15 protein-coding genes are annotated in these 16,760 nt (G+C 72.9%); 6 read left to right on the top strand and 9 right to left on the bottom strand.

All coding sequences use genetic code 11. From position 1 onward, the window contains the following. Window positions 1-21: 21 nt before the first annotated feature. Entirely contained in the window at window positions 22-1,074 is a 1,053-nt protein-coding gene (locus AB0C17_RS17825) for an aldo/keto reductase (protein ID WP_357479404.1), read from the bottom strand. A gap of 140 nt (window positions 1,075-1,214) precedes the next feature. Here AB0C17_RS17825 and AB0C17_RS17830 point away from each other — a divergent pair, with 140 nt between their 5' ends. Next, window positions 1,215-1,769 carry a TetR/AcrR family transcriptional regulator gene (locus tag AB0C17_RS17830; RefSeq protein WP_357389925.1) on the top strand — a complete coding sequence of 185 codons (555 nt, stop codon included), beginning with the start codon at window positions 1,215-1,217 and terminating at the stop codon, window positions 1,767-1,769. Between the two features lie 145 nt (window positions 1,770-1,914). Further along, window positions 1,915-2,526: a histidine phosphatase family protein gene (locus AB0C17_RS17835; RefSeq protein WP_357479407.1), complete on the top strand. Its 612-nt coding sequence runs from the start codon at window positions 1,915-1,917 to the stop codon at window positions 2,524-2,526. 7 nt (window positions 2,527-2,533) lie between these two features. On the opposite strand, the gene AB0C17_RS17840 is transcribed toward AB0C17_RS17835, so the two are convergent. Next, window positions 2,534-3,190 (bottom strand): type 1 glutamine amidotransferase domain-containing protein, encoded by a 657-nt coding sequence (locus tag AB0C17_RS17840; protein WP_357389921.1) that lies wholly within the window; start codon window positions 3,188-3,190, stop codon window positions 2,534-2,536. Window positions 3,191-3,270: 80 nt separating this feature from the next. Next, window positions 3,271-3,639 (bottom strand): hypothetical protein, encoded by a 369-nt coding sequence (locus tag AB0C17_RS17845; protein ID WP_357479409.1) that lies wholly within the window; start codon window positions 3,637-3,639, stop codon window positions 3,271-3,273. Window positions 3,640-3,894: 255 nt separating this feature from the next. On the opposite strand from AB0C17_RS17845, the gene AB0C17_RS17850 reads away from it, so the two are divergent. Further along, complete coding sequence (locus AB0C17_RS17850; protein ID WP_357389917.1) at window positions 3,895-6,291, top strand: M4 family metallopeptidase; 2,397 nt, start codon at window positions 3,895-3,897, stop codon at window positions 6,289-6,291. Between the two features lie 75 nt (window positions 6,292-6,366). After that, window positions 6,367-7,134: an enoyl-CoA hydratase/isomerase family protein gene (locus AB0C17_RS17855; protein ID WP_357479412.1), complete on the top strand. Its 768-nt coding sequence runs from the start codon at window positions 6,367-6,369 to the stop codon at window positions 7,132-7,134. A gap of 87 nt (window positions 7,135-7,221) precedes the next feature. Here the strand turns inward: AB0C17_RS17855 and AB0C17_RS17860 are convergent, their stop codons facing one another. The 4 genes from AB0C17_RS17860 to AB0C17_RS17875 form a co-directional block, all read right to left on the bottom strand. Next, window positions 7,222-7,662, bottom strand: coding sequence for an HNH endonuclease (locus tag AB0C17_RS17860; protein ID WP_357389913.1), 441 nt, complete (start codon window positions 7,660-7,662; stop codon window positions 7,222-7,224). A 216-nt stretch (window positions 7,663-7,878) separates the two neighbouring features. Then, on the bottom strand, window positions 7,879-9,015 hold the full coding sequence (locus AB0C17_RS17865; RefSeq protein WP_357479416.1) for a hypothetical protein: 1,137 nt from the start codon (window positions 9,013-9,015) through the stop codon (window positions 7,879-7,881). 54 nt (window positions 9,016-9,069) lie between these two features. Next, window positions 9,070-10,614 (bottom strand): FAD-dependent oxidoreductase, encoded by a 1,545-nt coding sequence (locus tag AB0C17_RS17870; RefSeq protein ID WP_357479419.1) that lies wholly within the window; start codon window positions 10,612-10,614, stop codon window positions 9,070-9,072. Between the two features lie 197 nt (window positions 10,615-10,811). Next, entirely contained in the window at window positions 10,812-11,291 is a 480-nt protein-coding gene (locus AB0C17_RS17875; protein WP_357479422.1) for an MSMEG_6728 family protein, read from the bottom strand. A gap of 141 nt (window positions 11,292-11,432) precedes the next feature. On the opposite strand from AB0C17_RS17875, the gene AB0C17_RS17880 reads away from it, so the two are divergent. Then, entirely contained in the window at window positions 11,433-13,163 is a 1,731-nt protein-coding gene (locus tag AB0C17_RS17880; RefSeq protein ID WP_357479474.1) for an NAD-binding protein, read from the top strand. Window positions 13,164-13,172: 9 nt separating this feature from the next. On the opposite strand, the gene AB0C17_RS17885 is transcribed toward AB0C17_RS17880, so the two are convergent. Beyond that, window positions 13,173-14,408, bottom strand: coding sequence for an APC family permease (locus AB0C17_RS17885; protein WP_357479425.1), 1,236 nt, complete (start codon window positions 14,406-14,408; stop codon window positions 13,173-13,175). A 300-nt stretch (window positions 14,409-14,708) separates the two neighbouring features. On the opposite strand from AB0C17_RS17885, the gene AB0C17_RS17890 reads away from it, so the two are divergent. Continuing rightward, window positions 14,709-15,854, top strand: coding sequence for a hypothetical protein (locus AB0C17_RS17890; RefSeq protein WP_357479428.1), 1,146 nt, complete (start codon window positions 14,709-14,711; stop codon window positions 15,852-15,854). A 16-nt stretch (window positions 15,855-15,870) separates the two neighbouring features. On the opposite strand, the gene AB0C17_RS17895 is transcribed toward AB0C17_RS17890, so the two are convergent. After that, entirely contained in the window at window positions 15,871-16,665 is a 795-nt protein-coding gene (locus AB0C17_RS17895) for a phosphatase PAP2 family protein (protein WP_357479431.1), read from the bottom strand. Window positions 16,666-16,760 lie beyond the last annotated feature (95 nt).

A 16,760-nucleotide genomic window follows, 5' to 3' on the forward strand; every position in this document is an offset into this window, starting at 1 on the left:
CATCACCACTGGGCATGACGATCAGGCGGCGCCACGCTCGCCGACCGGCCGGCGGCGCAGGTTCGGGTTCAGCAGGGCCGGGGGCAGATAGGCCTGGTCGAGCCGGGTGACATCGGTGCCGGGCGCGACGATCTCATCGATCCGGTCGAGGATCTCGTCGGTGAGCGTGACGTCGACGCCGGCGAGCAGGTCGTCGAGGTGCTCCATCGTGCGCGGGCCGAGGATTGCGCTGGTCACGCCGGGGTGTGCGATGGCGAATGCCATGGCGAGGTGGGTCAACGGCAGGCCTGCCTCGTCGGCGAGCGGGATGAGTTGTTCGACGATGTCGATCCGGCGCTCGTCGGTGAGGTGTTTGGAGAAGCGGGCACGGCGCAGGTCGTTCTGCTCGCCCCTGCGGACCCGGCCGGTGAGCATTCCCTGCCCGAGTGGGCCCCACACCAGCGTGCCCATCCCGTAGCGCTGCGCGGCCGGCAGCACCTCGCTCTCGATGCCGCGATTGAGGATCGAGTAGGGCGGCTGCTCGGTGTGGAAGCGTTCCAGCCCGCGCCGCTCGGCGACCCACTGGGCGTCGACGATGTCTGAGGCGGGCATCGTGGATGACCCGATCGCCCGGACCTTGCCACTGCGGATCAGGTCGGAGAGTGCCGAGAGCGTCTCCTCGATGTCGGTGTCGGGGTCCGGCCGCTGGATCTGGTAGAGGTCGATGTGGTCGGTCTGCAGGCGGCGCAGCGAGTCCTCAACCGCGGTCATGATCCAGCGGCGGGAGGCGCCTCGCCGGTTGGGGTCGGTGGCCGCGCCCGGCGTCCGGGGCAGCGCGATCAGCCTGGGCAGGCCCACCTTGGTCGCGAGGACGACGTTGTCCCGGCGGCCCTTGAGGGCCCTACCCACGATCTCCTCCGAGTCGCCATAGGCATCGGCGGTGTCGACGACGTTGATCCCCGCGTCCAGCGCCTTGTGAATGACCTTGATCGAGTCGTCGGGGTCGGGATTCCCGATCACGGTGGCGAACATCAGCGTGCCGAGCGCGTACGGGCTGACCTTGATGCCCGTCCGGCCCAGGGTGCGGTACTGCATGAGCGTCTCCCTGCGGTATCGTCGTTAGGTGGAAAGCCTTTCCGGAACTATACGGAAAGGCTTTCCGGAAAAGCAAGGGAGGTGTAGCTGTGTCCGACAACAGAGCAGATTCCGGTGTTCGCGACCGCGCCCCGCGCCGGATGCGCACCGACGCGCGCCGCAACATCGAGTCCCTGCTCGAAGCGGCGAAGACGGTCTTCGGCACCGTCGGCGTCGACGCCCCCGCCAAAGAGATCACCGATCTGGCCGGCGTCGGCGTCGGCACGCTCTACCGGCACTTCCCGCAGCGCGCGGACCTGATCAAGGCCGTCATCGAGCGGGAGATCGACGCATGCGCCGACGCGGCCCCGGCCCTGGCCGCCACGCACGAACCGGGGGTAGCCCTCGCGAAGTGGCTCGACCGGTTCACCGCGTTCGTCGCGACGAAACGCGGATTTGCCGTGGCCCTGCACTCCGGCGATCCGGCGTTCGACGGCCTGCCCGGATATCTCCTGCAGAAGCTGGGACCGGCCCTCGAGTCGTTGCTCAAGGCCGCGACAGCCAGCGGCGAGGTCCGGGCCCGGATCAGTGCCCAGGACCTGCTGTACGCCGTTGCGAAACTGTGCGCGCCCATGCCGGACGAGGAACCCGACTACGGGCGGCGCATGGTCGCGCTCCTCGTCGATGGACTGCGGTCCGGCGAGCCCCCGCACTGACACACACACCAGTCGACTCGGGCGGAGCTGAACGGACGATCGGGCCGTCCCGAGGTCGCCCGGGTGCCCTCCGCCGGGAGCCGACGGGGCGGATCGTCGGCGAGCGACCGGGTTAGTCTCGCGGTCCCCGACCGTGGAGGTGCCGATGCCCAGCCGCCTGCTCTACCTGGTCCGTCACGGCGAGCAGGACCGCGCGGAGGAGGAGGCGGACACCGGACTGTCCGAGCGGGGCCGGCGGCAGGCGACGCTGCTGGGCGAGCGGCTGCGCGGAACGCGCTTCGCCGCCGTACACCATGGGCCGGCCCGCCGGGCCGCGGAGACCGCCGGGCTGGTCGCGGCGTCGCTGCCGGGTGTTCCGGTACGCGAGGACGACCGCGCGGGCGACCACATGCCGCACGACACCGAGCCGGCCGGCCTGCCGGAGTCGTACGTGGCGTTCCTGGCCGGCTTCACCGAGCGGGAGCGGCGGGACGGGCCGCGCGTGACGGCGGAGGCGGTGGCCCGGTTCGCCGCCGCCCCCGCGCAGGGTGACGTACGCGAGCTGGTCGTCACCCACAACTTCCTGGTCGCCTGGCTGGTGCTGAGCGCGCTGGAGGCGCCGGCCCGGCGGTGGATCGGGCTCAACCAGCAGAACTGCGGGTTGACCGTGATCCGTTACAGCTCGGGCGGCCCGCCGGCGCTCATCGCGTTCAACGACGTCGCCCACCTGCCGCCCGAGCTGCGTGCCACCGGCCTGCCCGACGACTACCGGATCTGACCGGCGCTCAGGCGAGCAGCTTCACCACGGCGTCGGCCACGGCGCGGGCGGACTGCGGGTTCTGGCCGGTCACCAGACGCTCGTCGACCACCACGTGCTCGGTGAAGTCGGGTGCCGGCACGTGCTGCGCGCCGGCCTCGGTGAGCTTGTCGGCGAGCAGGAACGGCACCTCGTCGGTGAGGCCGACGGCCGCCTCCTCGCTGTTCGTGAACCCGGCCACCCGCTTGCCGGCGATCAGCCGGGAGCCGTCGGTGAGGGTGAGGTTCACCAGCGCCGACGGGCCGTGGCAGACGGCGGCCACCACGCCGCCGCGCTCGTAGATCGAGCGGGCGATGCGGGCCAGGTCGGGGTCGTCCGGGAAGTCCCACATGGTGCCGTGACCGCCGGCGAAGAGGATCACGTCGTACCCGTCCGGTTCGACGTCGGCGGCCTTCGGCGTGTCGGTGACGCCGGCGGTGGCGAGGAAGTCGTTCTGGGTGCTGTCGTTCTCGTCCCGGCCGTCGACGGGCGGCTCCCCGCCGGCCACCGACACCAGGTCGACGTCGTACCCGGCGGCCCGGAACACCTCCCACGGCTCGGCGGCCTCGCCGACGTAGTAGCCGGTCGAGCGGCCGGTGCGGCCCAGCTCGGAATGACTGGTCATGGCGATGAGTGCGCGAGTCATGCCTTCCATGCTGGCCCGCTCGTCCGCCGACCGGCCATAGGCCGATGTCACAGCCGGAACGGGTTTGAGGTCGGGCCGGGTCAGCCGGTGGCGCCGTTGAGCAGGTCCACCACCTGCGCGGTGACGGCCGGCGGCGTGGCCTTCGGCGGGCAGTCCACGTAGCCGACCTGGTTCGGCCCGATGGTGAGCCGGTAGGTGAACGCGTCGGCGCACATGGGCGGCGGCACTGTCACGGCGGCCTCGGCGGCCAGCCGGGGGTCGGCGGTGAGCTGCCGCAGCCGGGCGAGTTCCGTGTCGCTGAGCCGCCCCTCCCGGGAGGCGCCGGCGCGGTCGGTCCTCGTCCACTGACCGTGCGGCTCGACCCGGACGGTGTCGGTCACCCCGGCGATGCCGCCGGACTTCTCCAGCACCACCTCGGCGGCCAGCGGCGGGGGGCCGTCAGTGATCACCGGTGGCTCGTCGGCACGGGCGCAGCCGGCGAGCGGGACGAGAAGGGCGGCGACGGCCGCCACGGCGGCGGGGGCAGCTCTCATACCGGATCGGACGCGCGACGGGACCACCCGGTTCCGGGTCACCGCTCCTCCTCATCCGTTCGGTCAGTGTCTCCGGCGGGAGCTCGCCAGCCTCTTTCACGTTCTTCGATGTATCGCTATATCTACACCAGTGACAACCCCCGTCACAACATCCGCCTTCCAGGAGGGCCCGTGAAAAGATCCGTCGCCGCCGTCAGCGCAGCGCTGCTCACCAGCAGCGTGCTGGCCTGCGTCACCACCTCTGCGCAAGCGGCAGCGCCAAGCGCACCCAGTCCCGAGACCTCGGCCGCAGCCCGGTCCGCGAGCCTGCTGCGCGCCAACCCCGGCGCCGTCCAGGGCGCCAGCGGTGAGGCCTACCAGGCCGTCCGCACCAAGGTCGACCCGTCCGGGGCCGCGCACACCCGCTACAGCCGGACCTATCAGGGTCTCCGGGTGTACGGCGGTGACTTCGTCATCCACACCGCCGCGAACGGCAGCATGACCGGCGCGTCGGTCAGCCTCTCCGCCCCGCTGACCCTGAGCACCACCGCGAAGGTCGGCGCGGACGCGGCGAAGGCCAGCGCCCGCAAGACGTTCTCCGGCTCGGTCACCTCGGTCGGCGCGCCGGAGCTGTTCGTCGACGCCAGCAGCGGCAAGGGCCGCCTCGCCTGGGAGACCGTCGCGACCGGCTGGAAGGCGGACAAGCAGACGCCGTCGAAGCTGCACGTCATCACCGACGCCACCACCGGCAAGGTGATCGGCTCGTACGACGAGATCGAGACGGTGGCCGGCACCGGCCAGGGCATCTACACCGGCTCGGTCACCATCGACACGACGCTGTCCGGCAGCACGTACCAGATGATCGACCCGGTACGCGGCAACGGCCGTACCTGCGACATGAACAACGGGACCTCCACCTGCACCACGTTCACCGACGCGGACAACGCGTGGGGCACCGGCGCCACCTCGAACCGGCAGTCGGCCGCCGTGGACGCCCACTTCGGCGCCGCCAAGACGTTCGACTACTTCAAGAACGTGCACGGCCGCAACGGCATCTTCGGCAACGGCCAGGGTGTGCCGAGCCGGGTGCACTACGGCAACAACTACGTGAACGCCTTCTGGGACGGTGCCCAGATGACGTACGGCGACGGTTCGGGCAACTCCCGTCCGCTGGTCTCGCTGGACGTGGCCGGGCACGAGATGAGCCACGGTGTCACCGAGGCGCTGGCCGGGCTGGTCTACTCGGGCGAGTCCGGTGGCCTCAACGAGTCCACCAGCGACATCTTCGGCAACATGGTGGAGTTCTACGCCGCCGCGCCGAGCGACCCGGGCGACTACCAGGTCGGTGAGAAGATCAACATCAACGGCAACGGTACGCCGCTGCGCTACATGTACAACCCGTCGCTGGACGGCTCGTCCGACTCCTGCTGGTCCACCAGCACGAAGAACAAGGACGTGCACTACTCCTCCGGCGTCGGCAACCACTTCTTCTTCAACCTCGCCGAGGGCACCGGCGCCACCGCGTACGGCACCTCGCCGGTCTGCGGCTCGGCCCCGGCGGTCACCGGCATCGGTCGCACCAAGGCGGAGAAGATCTGGTATCGGGCGCTCGACGTGTACTTCACGTCGAACACCTCGTACGTGAACACCAGCAACCCGGCCAACACCGCCCGCGCGTACACCCTGCGGGCCGCGACCGACCTGTACGGCAACTGCTCGACCGAGTACAAGACCGTCCAGGCCGCGTGGACCGCGGTGAACGTGGCCGGCAACGACGCGCCGTGCAGCTCCACCGGCAACGACTACTCCGTCTCGCTCTCGCCGACCGCCGGGTCCGTGACCGCGGGTGGATCGGTCTCCGCCACCGTCGCCACCTCCACCACCAGCGGCACCGCGCAGACCGTGACGTTCTCCGCGTCCGGCCTGCCGACCGGCGCCACCGCGTCGTTCAGCCCCACCTCGGTGACCTCGGGCGCCTCGTCCACCCTCACCATCGCCACCGGCTCCGGCACCCCGGCCGGCACCTACACGGTGACCGTCACCGGAAGCGCGGCGTCGGGCACGAAGACCGCCACCTACTCGCTGACCGTCAGCAGCGTCGGCGGCGGCTGCACCGGTGCCGGGCAGAAGCTCGGCAACCCGGGCTTCGAGTCCGGCAACACGGTCTGGAGCTCCACCTCCGGCGTGATCGGCCAGCACGGCACCAGCCAGCCGGCCCGCACCGGCACCTGGAGCGCGTGGATGAACGGGTACGGCAGCACCCGTACCGAGACGCTGTCGCAGTCGGTGAGCCTGCCGAGCGGCTGCTCCGCGTACACCCTCTCGTTCTGGCTGCACATCGACTCGGCCGAGAGCACCACCAGCGTCCAGTACGACAAGCTGAACGTGCAGGTGCTCAACTCGTCCGGCTCGGTGCTGGCCACGCTGGCGACCTACTCGAACCTGAACAAGGCCGCCGGCTACAGCCAGAAGTCGTTCAACCTGGCGGCGTACGCCGGGCAGACCGTCACGCTGAAGTTCACCGGCACCGAGGACGTCTCGCTGCAGACCTCCTTCGTGCTCGACGACACCGCGATCAACGTCTCCTGACCTGATCGCCGATCCCGGGGCCCGGCGGCCACCCCACGCGGGTGGTCGCCGGGCCCCGGCCGTTACGGTCGCACCATGTCCGACGCGGAACTCACAGTCACCCTGGACGGCCCGGTGGCGACAGTGGTCATCCACAACCCGGCCCGGCGCAACGCGATGACCCCGGCCATGTGGCGGCAGCTCCCGGTGCTGCTGGACGGCCTGGAGTCGGACCCGGCCGTACGGGTGCTGGTGCTCACCGGCGCGGGCGGCACGTTCTGCGCCGGCGCCGACCTGGGCGACCTGGACGAGCTGCTGGCCGCCGGTGACGGCAGCATCGCGGTGGCCGCCGAGGAACGGCTCGCCGCGTTCGGCCGTCCCACTGTGGCGGCTATCGAGGGCGCCTGCGTGGGCGGTGGATGCCAGCTCGCCGTCGCGTGCGACCTGCGGCTGGCCGCCGCGGACGCCCGGTTCGGCGTACCCCCGGCGCGGCTCGGCCTGGTCTACCCGGCGCCGACCACCCGTCGGCTGGCCGCGCTGGTCGGTCCGTCGGCGGCCAAGCACCTGCTGTTCACCAGCGAGCTGGTGAACGCCGAGCGGGCGCTGCGGATCGGCCTGGTGGACGAGGTGCTGCCGGCCGGTGAGCTGGCCGGGCGGGTGGCGGCGCTGACCGCCACCGTCGCGGAACGGTCCCGGCTCACAGTGACCGCCGCCAAGGAGATCGTGGACGGGCGCGCCGACGCCGACCGGCTGGTCTGGTGGCACGGCCAGGTGCGGGACAGCGGCGAGGCCCGCGAGGGGGTGGCGGCGATAAACGAGCGCCGGCCGCCGCGCTTCGGCTGGACTCCGCCGGCCACGCGCTGACCGCCGAGGCGGGCAGGTGAACGGGACCGGCGGGCGCGGCGCCGGGGCGTACCCCCGGCACCGCCCCCTGTGCCCGCCGGCCGTCCGTCACCGCGCCAGCGCGGCCCAGCTCGGCGTCACCGGCTCCCGCCGCAGCGGCATGCCCGCCTCGGCCGGGGTCCGGTCACCCTTGCGCTGGTTGCACGCGTAGCAGGCGGCGGTGGTGTTCCCCCAGGTGTTCCGGCCACCGCGCGAGCGGGGCAGGACGTGGTCGATCGTGCTGGCCGCTCCGTCGCAGTAGGCGCACCGCCGCCGGTCGCGCGCCAGCACCCCGGCCCGGGACCAGGCCGGGCCGGCGCTGAACCGCCAGCGGGTCACCACGTACCGGACGAGGCGGACCACCCGCGGCAGCGGGAAGACGCCGATCACCCGGTCCGGCTCGGCCTCGTGGATCTCGGCGACCCGGCGGCAGAGCATCCGGATCGCGTGCTTGACGGTGACCCGGTGCAGCGGGCCGAGGTCGGCGTTTATGACGAGGACGGCGTCCACCGGGCTCTCCCTTCACGATCGGCGGTACGGCGACGAAAAAGCCGCCCGGTCCACGGGACCGGGCGGCGACGACGGGGACGCGTAAGACGCGTCAGTCGTGCCCTCCGGGCCAGGGACCGTGTTCCCGGCAACCGTCGCCGAGCAGCCACGACGTCATCGTGGTGGCGTATCGCAGCGACATGGACGGCTCCTGGAACGGTGGTTGACCTTGCGCGCTCACGGTAGATCGATCCGGGAGTCGTGGCCAACGTATTTCGATCCGTCGTCGGCGGGCCGCCGCTGCCGTCCGGCCCGTCCGGTGCGCCGGGCGGCGGTGAGCGGCCTGTCGATCCGGGCGGTCATCTGCACCACCAGCTCGCTGTCCAGCAGCGGGCGGTTCACCTCGGCGGCCACCGACAGCGTGGGCGTGGAGATCGACCGCCAGATCGCGGTGAGCCCGGCGCCGAGGCCGACGAGCGCCACCGCCGCCCGGGTGGTGGGGGAGCCGGCCGCGGCGGCGGCGCTGACCCCGACGACCGCGAGCAGCACCACCAGCAGCGGCGCCAGCACCGGCCAGAAGATGCCCCGGGCCGCCTGCGCGACCAGCTTCCGGTCCCGGATGATGACGTTGCGGGCGACCACCGCCCAGTTCTCCTCGTCCAGCAGGTCGCGCGGGTGCAGGCCGCCGGTCAGCACGTCCTGCCACAGGTCGCCCTGGTTGCGCAGCTCGCGGGCCAGCTCGCCGAGTCCGGCCTCGGCCGGGTCGCCCACTGTGGCGCGGCCGACAGCGGTGGCCCAGGCGGCGAGCGAGCGGCGCACCACGGCGGCCGAGTACGGCGGCAGCACGCTCGCCAGCTCGTCCAGCCACCTGCTGATCTGGATGTGCCGGCCACCGAAGCGCCCGGCGAGCTGGTCGGCGTCGCCGCGCCGCACGGTGTCGGCGAGTGAGCGCCCGAGCCGGTACGCCACGCCCACCCGGTGGTTCGTCGCCATCGTCCAGCGCAGCACGTCGATGTTGAGGTCGTCGAGCGCGCGCAGCAGCGGCTCCCGGTCGGCTCCGGTGGCACCCCGGGCGGCGGCGGTGGAGGGCACCGTACGACCGGCCGGGGTCAGCGGCGCGATCTGGGTCAGCGCGACGTCCACGCCGTCGAGGTACATGCCGAGCCGGTGCCGCCCGGCCAGCTCGGTCAGGTTCGACAGCTTCGGCGGCGCGGGCGCCGGCCGGTCCCCGTCCCCGGTCAGGTCGGCGGTCTGCGCGTGGTGGTAGGCGTCCGCCATGGACCAGCCGAGCCGCAGCGCGGTGACCACCGCGGTCCGTTCGTCCCGCGGTGTCCCGTGTTCCTCGTCGCGCCGCTCGCGCGTCGGGGTGCTCACCGCCCGACCTCCCGTGTCACCGGATCAGTCGAGCGTAAAGCCGTTCTTGTCCGGCTATGACCGTTTCGGGCCAGTCCTGCCGGCCAGCAGGCCGCGCGGACGGATCGACCGGACCGGCTCGGCCGCCGCCCCCTCGGCACGCAGGATGTGATTCGCCGCGATGATCCCGGTGGCCGCCGAGCGTTCCATCAGCGCGCTCGGGAAGTCGGTGCGGATGCCGTCCCCGGCCAGATAGAGGCCGGGCGCGTCGGTCTCCACCCCGGGCCGCCAGGCGTGGCTACCCGGCGTGAACGCCGGGGCCTGCGCCTCGACCCGGGCGCGCAGCTCGCGTACCCGCAGGTCGGCGACCTCCGGCCAGAGCGCGGTCAGCTCCCGCAGCATCCGCGCGGCCAGCTCGTCGGCCGGCACGTCCGGCTCGCAGGCGTACGCGTGCAGCTCCACCACCGAGCCGCCGGTCCGCTCGGCCCAGCGTCGGGGCTCGTCCTCCAGCCGGTGGTAGAGCGTCACCGAGTCCAGCGTGGGCTGCCGGGAGACACCGCTGAACACCGCCCGGTCGGCCCGGACGTCCCCGTCCATCCAGTAGCGCGCCACCGCGTACGGCGGACCGGGCCTGCCGAACGCGGGCATCCGCGCCACCAGCTCGGGGGCCGCCGCGACCAGGCCGGGCGAGGCGTCGACAAGCGCGGCGAGCGCGGGCGGGTCCACCGCGAGCACCACGTGCGGCGCCTCCCAGACGTCACCGTCGGCGCCGGTCACCCGCCAGCCCGCCGGGGTACGGTCCAGCCGGGCCGCCGCCGCGCCGGTCGTCACCCGGCCGCCGTGCTTGCCCATGTACCGGGTCAGCGGCTCCCAGATCGCCGTGCCGTAGTCCCGGTCCGGGCAGTCGAAGGCCAGTCCTTCCGGATTGCCGAGCAGGTAGAAGTGGAACTGGGCGATCATCTCGGCGGCCGACATCTCCGCCTCGTGGTTGAAGAACGAGTGCGAGAAGACCTCGAACAGCATGGCCCGCGCCCGGTCCGGCAGCCGCAGCGAGGTGAGCAGCTCGTCGGCCGTCCGCTCGTCGAACTCCTCGTAGGTGCGTACCGGGTCGTAGGTGAGCAGCGGCAGCGCGGCGTCCCGGTCCATCGAGCGCAGGTCCGCCAGGCGCAGGCTGGGACTGCGCAGCAGCAGCGCCAGCAGGTTCGCCGGCGGCGCGGGCGGCAGCTTGCCGAACTCCTCGGTCGGCCACCGCTCGGACAGGATCGGGTAGCCCGGGACCGGCTTGAGGAAGCCCAGCGCGGGATCGACCCGGCGCAGGATCGAGCGCCAGTTCCAGTACTGCCGGAAGAACGCGTGGAAGCCGTGCTCATTGCGCTGGACGCCGTCGGGCAGCTCCTCCGGCCAGGCGCCGAGCCGCCCGCCGAGGTGCGGCGCCGCCTCCAGCACCGTCACCGCCACGCCCCGCTCGGCCAGCACCACCGCCGCCGACATGCCGGCGATGCCGCCGCCCACCACCAGCGCCGCGACCGGCCGCGGCACGCGGTCCGCGCCTCCGCCGCCCGGGTCCACCAGGTGTTCGCGTACGCCGATGAGGCGACCTACCACTTGCGACAGACTCACGGGGCATCCTTCGGTCGGCGGTCCCCCAGTCTGCCCGAGGTGAAAGGAAGGGGCCCCTTTTAACGCATACGGAGGTGCAGGGGCCCCTTCTTAACGCCGGGCGATCCGCGCGGCGCGTGCGTCGGGTGGGCGCGTGGGGTGAGGTGTTAACAGGGGGCCCTTCCTCTACCGGAGGCGTTAACAAGGGGCCCTTCCTTTCACGGCAGGCAGCGGCGCGGGCGGTCCGAGGGCGGCCAGACGTACTCCAGATCGGGGGAGACGTCGGTGAACAGCGGTGCGTAGTGGACGGGGTCCTTGCGCAGCAGCGACGACCGGTGGCTACGGTGCAGGTCGTCGCGGCCCAGCCAGGGCGGCAGCTCACCGGCGGCGGCCAGCTCGTCCTGGGTGCGGATCACCGACACGCCGCAGGCGGCGGCGAGGTCGGTGGCGAGCGTGCCGGCGCAGGTGTCGGCCCGGCCCGGCTCGCACCACACCGCGCACATGTCCAGCCCGTACCGGGTCAGCGCCTCCTCGTACCCGGCCCACATCTTCACCGCGGGGTGGTTGCGCCAGCCGTAGTCGGGCCGGGTCAGCCCGCGCAGCACCTGGATCGCCTCCACGCGCTGCTTGCCCAGCCGCTTCTGGTCCAGCGTGCGCGCGCTGCCCAGGAAGTCCGGATACGGCAGGAACGTCTGCATGCCGGTGCGTTACCCGCACCCGGACCCGCCATGCGTTCATGATCGTCGGGGCTGCGCGCATCGCGAGCGGCTGACTACGATCCGGACATGGCCGAGCCACTGCGTGACCGCGCGCGCCGCGCGACCGGCTGGCGGCTCCGGATGAACGGGGACGAACGCCCCCACTACGTGGTCTGCGGCTCCGACCCGCTCGCCTACTGGGTGGTCCGGTCGCTGCTCGCCACCGACAACGCCGACGGCCGGGTGCGGGTCACGCTCGTGGTGCCGGGCCGCCGCCGGTCCGAGGGCCCCGACGGGCGGGACGTGCCCGGGGTACGGGTGGTCACTGCCGAGCGGCTCGACGAGGCGGCGTTCCGCCGCGCCGGGCTGGCCGGCGCGGCCGGGCTGGCCCTGCTGCACCAGGACGACGTGGGCAACATGCACGCCGCGCTCTGCGCCCAGGAGGTCGAGTCGCGGCTGCGCCTGGTGGTGCGGATGTTCAACACCAACCTGGCGGACGGCCTGCGGCAGCTCTTCCCCGACTCGGCGGTGCTCTCCGACGCCTCGATGGCCGCGCCGGCCTTCGTGGCCGCCGCGTTGGGCGAGGTGGCGCCGACCCACTTCCGGCACGCCGGGCGCACGCTCTACGTGGCCCGCCGCGACGACGTACGCCCGCAGGACGTGGTCTGCGGCCTGGCCGTCACCACGGATCCGGACCTGGTGCGGGTGCTGCCCGCCGACGAGGCGACGGCCGACGTGGTGCTGGCCGAGGCGACCGGGCGGCCGGCGGGCACCGAGGTGGCCGCGCGGCGGCTGGTACGGGCGCGGCGCCGCCGGCAGCCGGCGGCGGTGCTGCTGCGCGCGGTCCGCCACTTCGCCACCCGCAAGATCGGCATCGCGGTGCTGGTGCTGCTCGCGGTGATCGCGGTGCTGGGCTGGCTCAACGCGCGGGCCGCCGACGTGAGCTGGAGCGAGGCGGTCTACCTGACCCTGGTCACCACGCTCACCGGCCAGGATCCGGACGTCAACAAGCCGGTCGCGGCCCAGGTGATGCAGGTGGTGCTGAACCTGGCCGGGCTGGCGCTGATCCCGCTGATCACGGCCGCGGTGGTCGACGGCATCGTCAACGCCCGGCTCGCGCTGCACGCCGGCCGGGTCCAGCCGGACCGCTCCGGGCACGTGGTGATGGTCGGGCTGGGCAACATCGGCACCCGGGTGATGGCGCAGCTGCACGACTTCGGCGTCGAGGTGGTGGCGATCGACAAGAACCCGGACGCGCGTGGCGCCGCGCTGGCGCACCGGCTGGGGGTGCCGCTGATCGTGGGCGACGCGGGCCGGGAGGAGACGCTACGGTCCGCCTCGGTGGACACCTGCCAGGCGCTCGTGGTGGTCTCCACCGACGACGGGACGAACCTGCGGGCCGCGCTGATCGCCCGGTCCCTCGACCCGGACCTGCGCGTGGTGCTGCGGCTGTTCGACGGCGACTTCGCCGAGCGCATCCAGCAGGCGTTCGGCATCGGCATCTCGCGCAGCGTGTCCTATCTGGCCGCACCGGCGTTCGCGGCGGCTCTGCTCGATCGCGCGGTCATCGCCACCATCCCGGTGGACCGGCACGCGCTGCTGGTCACCGAGGTGCCGGTGGTGGCCGGTTCGCCGCTGGACGGGAGTCCGCTGGGCGCGGTGGCCCGGCCCGGCGAGGTGCGTCTGCTCGCGCACACCCGGCCCAATCAGAAGGCCGACTGGTCGGCCGACCCGCGCATGGTGGTCCAGGCCGGTGACCGGCTGACTGTGGTGGCCCGGCGGGCCGGGCTGACCGCGCTGCTGCGGGAGACCACGCCCGCTCCTCCGCCGGCGCCCACCGGCCCGCCCGCCGCCCGCCGCCCGCAGGAGTGATCGGACGCGTCAGGCCGGTCGGCGGCGGACCGCGTACCCGAGCGCGCCGAGGGTGAGCACGCCGAACCCGGCGAGCACGCTCGGCAGCGGCAGGTTGACCGCCAGCACCAGGCAGCCGACCAGCCCCAGCGCGGCGAGCAGCCGGACCGGGACGCGCCGGTCCCGGCCGGGGCCGAGCGTCAGCGCCGACGCGTTCGTGATCGCGTAGTAGACCAGCACCGTGCAACTGGAGAAGCCGATCGCGCCCCTGATGTCGCCCACGGCCACCACGGCGATCACCACGGCGGCCACCACCAACTCGGCGCGGTGCGGCACCCGGTGGCGCGGATGGACCGCCGCCAGCGCGCCCGGCAGATCCCGGCGGCGGGCCATCGCCAGCGTGGTGCGGCCGACGCCGGCCAGCAGGGACAGCAGCACGCCGGTCACCGCGACGGCGGCACCGGCCCGGACCAGCCAGGCGAGCCCGGGATGCCCGGCGGCGGTCACCACCTCGACCAGCGGCGCGTCGGTGGCGGCCAGCCGGTCGGCGCCGAGCACGCCGAGCGCGACCACTGCCAGCGTCAGGTAGATCGCCAGCACCGCGCCGAGCGCCAGCGGCACGGCGCGGGGGATGGTGCGTTCCGGGTCGCGTACCTCCTCGCCCAGCGTGGCGATCCGCGCGTAGCCGGCGAAGGCGAAGAACAACAGGCCGGCGGCGGTCAGCACGCCGCCCGCCCCGATCTCGGCGGGGGCGGTGAGCCGGTCGGCGGCGACCTGCGGAGCCCCGGTCACCGCCACCACGGCGAGCACCGTGAGCACGACAGCGACGAGTACCCGGGTGGCGGCGGCGGTCTTGCCGATGCCGCGCAGGTTCACCACCGTCACCGCCACCACCGCGAGGACCGCGACGAGCCGCGCCCGCCCGGGCCACAGGTACGCCCCGACGGTCAGCGCCATGGCCGCGCAGCTCGCCGTCTTGCCGACCACGAACCCCCAGCCGGCGAGGAAACCGGCGAACGGGTGCAGCCGTTCCCGGCCGTAGACGTAGGTGCCGCCGGACTCGGGGTAGCGGGCGGCGAGCCGGGCCGAGCTGGTGGCGTTGCAGTAGGCGATGAAGCCGGCGAGCGCCAGCGCGACGAGCAGGCCGGGGCCGCCGGCCGCCGCGGCGGCCGGGGCGAAGACCACGAAGATGCCCGCGCCGAGCATCGAGCCGAGACCGATGACCACCGCATCGGGTACGCCGAGTCGCCGTGCCAGCCGTTCCACACCGCGCAGCCTAGAGCGCTCAGGTGAACGGCGGGTGCCCGGTTCGGAGAATTGGCGAAAATCATTTGCATAATTAATCCGCCTTCGCCGGGTGGCCGATGTCCGGCGACCTCGGTAGAGTCGTTTACGCAGGTCAGTGCGGATGGCGAGGCAATCCGCACGCACGTCTCTCGAATTCCTCTCACCGATTATCCATTGACGATGATCAGATTTTTCATGCGTCGACCGGGCAATGCTGTCCTCGAATCGGCTCCGGCAGTTTCGGGAACGTCAGATCCGCGAGCGCGGGAGGTACCGCACATGACGCTGTTCGGCTGGGACGCGAGCGACTACGACGTCGACCGGGGGTTGACGACCGACCGGATCCGGGAGGCCCGCGCCGCGGGCATCGACTTCATGACCTACAAGGGCACGGAACAGTCGCGCGACGGCACGTTCCACAGCCAGTACTACGGGGTGATGCTCACCGCCGCGAAGGACGCGGGAATCCCGTTCCTGGGCATGTACGTGGTGGTGCACTCCGACGTCTCCATCGACGACCAGGTCACCACGGCGATCGACTACGCCGACAAGCACACCCCCTGGTGGCGCGACTACGACAGGTTCTTCTGGCAGATCGACCTGGAGCGCTGGCCGACCGACGACGTGCCCCCGCACATCGGCGTCGACGTGGGCCACGAGCTGGAGGAGCGCACCGGCAAGGTGGCGGTGATGTACGCCTCGCGCGGCGAGTACGGCGACGACGACCTGGGCGACTTCCCGCGCTGGAACGCCGACTACCCGTACCGGGTGGCCGAGGACTTCAAGGCCGCGTACGCGCGGGCCGGCGGGGACTCCGGCCCGGGCTGGGCCCGGTACGGCAAGCCGGAGCAGACGCCGCGTATCTGGCAGTACACCGACTCGGCGATCATCGGCCGCCAGCACACCTGCGACGCGGACGCGTTCCGCGGCACCGCCGACGACTTCGCGAAGATGATCGGGGAGAAGACGTCCACGCCGGCGAAGCGGGACGTGATCGCCACCTTCACCAGTACCGCGCACGCGGGCGACACGCTCGACACCACCGACCGGTTCCACGCCATCCGCTGGGCGACCGGGCTTTACCACTGGACCGTGCCGGAGACCGGGCTGGTGAGCATCCAGGCGACAGTCGACCTGCGCGGGTTGCGGCGCGACGACCTGGTTCGGATCCGCGCCGAGTACACCAGGCCCGGGGACGGGGAGACCGACACCCCGCTGCTGCGGCAGGAACGGGTGTCTGTCGACCCGGACACGACGGGCGGGGTGTTCGTCGTGAGCACGCCCGACGAACGTGTCGAGCTGCCGAAGGGCACCCAGATCCGGATCCAGGTGGCGGTGCGGCCCGCCGACGACGACCACCGCCGCCGGCTCACCTACAGCACCAGGACCCGGATCAGCATCGTGGAGATCCGGACGGTGGGCTGAGCGCCGCGCCCGCCCGTCACCGCGTCGCCGCGGTGGCGGGCGGCGGCGCGGACCAGCCGACCGGGCGCCGCCAGTCGCCGAGCCGCCGGGGCAGCGGCAGGTCGTCCCAGGGCACCCGGTGCAGCAGGCGGTCCAGCAGCAGGCCGAGCAGCAGCCCGGCGATCGAGTCGGTCAGCCAGTGCCAGCCCAGGTAGACGGTGGTGCAGAAGACAACTGCCGGGGGCACCACCCGGACCACTGTGACCAGCCGGGGCGGCACGGTACGGCCGAGCGTGCGTACGAGCGGGGCCAGCAGCAGGGCCAGGACGCCGTACCAGACGATCGAGTTGGCGACGTGCCCGGACGGGTACGACTGCGCGAAACGCACCGGCAGGTCGTGCTGGAACAGCGGCAGCGTCTGCTCCGGCGACAGGAACGGCTCCTTGATCGAGGCGCTCGGCGCGGGCCGGGCCGTCCACACCTTCAGCGGGCCGATCGTGAAGAACGTGAGCACGAACCCGACCACCGGCGGCAGCAGCGGCCGTACCGAGCGCCGCCGCCACGCCAGCAGCACGCCCAGCCCGGCCGCGAGCAGCGTCAACGGGGTGCCCTGGCCGAGCAGGTTCAGCGTCATCGCCACCCAGCGGGCGGCGGTCGGACGGTTGTCGTCGGACCAGTCGGCCACCGCCCGGTCGAGGCCGAACAGGTGACCGGAGGCGAGCGCGACGGTCAGCGCCACCAGTGCCGCGAGCAGCAGCCCGTCGAACCACCACCCGGCCGGCCGGACCGGCCGCAGCCGCAGGCCACCGCGTACCCCCGAGGTCTGACGCACGCGACCACGCTACCGGCCGCCGACGGCGTCGCGGCGGCGCGGGCATCGGCGGCTGTGTGCCCAGCCACGAAGGGGAGCGCGGCGCGGGGGTCAGC

Source organism: Micromonospora sp. NPDC048887, assembly GCF_040649715.1.
Classification (GTDB): domain Bacteria; phylum Actinomycetota; class Actinomycetes; order Mycobacteriales; family Micromonosporaceae; genus Micromonospora.

Excerpts from the sequence above, each read along its gene's own strand:
- AB0C17_RS17825 (WP_357479404.1), bottom strand. The coding sequence starts at position 1,074 with ATGCAGTACCGCACCCTGGGCCGGACGGGCATCAAGGTCAGCCCGTAC.
- AB0C17_RS17830 (WP_357389925.1), top strand. The coding sequence starts at position 1,215 with ATGCGCACCGACGCGCGCCGCAACATCGAGTCCCTGCTCGAAGCGGCG.
- AB0C17_RS17835 (WP_357479407.1), top strand. The coding sequence starts at position 1,915 with ATGCCCAGCCGCCTGCTCTACCTGGTCCGTCACGGCGAGCAGGACCGC.
- AB0C17_RS17840 (WP_357389921.1), bottom strand. The coding sequence starts at position 3,190 with ATGACTCGCGCACTCATCGCCATGACCAGTCATTCCGAGCTGGGCCGC.
- AB0C17_RS17855 (WP_357479412.1), top strand. The coding sequence starts at position 6,367 with ATGTCCGACGCGGAACTCACAGTCACCCTGGACGGCCCGGTGGCGACA.
- AB0C17_RS17875 (WP_357479422.1), bottom strand. The coding sequence starts at position 11,291 with ATGCAGACGTTCCTGCCGTATCCGGACTTCCTGGGCAGCGCGCGCACG.
- AB0C17_RS17880 (WP_357479474.1), top strand. The coding sequence starts at position 11,433 with ATGAACGGGGACGAACGCCCCCACTACGTGGTCTGCGGCTCCGACCCG.
- AB0C17_RS17890 (WP_357479428.1), top strand. The coding sequence starts at position 14,709 with ATGACGCTGTTCGGCTGGGACGCGAGCGACTACGACGTCGACCGGGGG.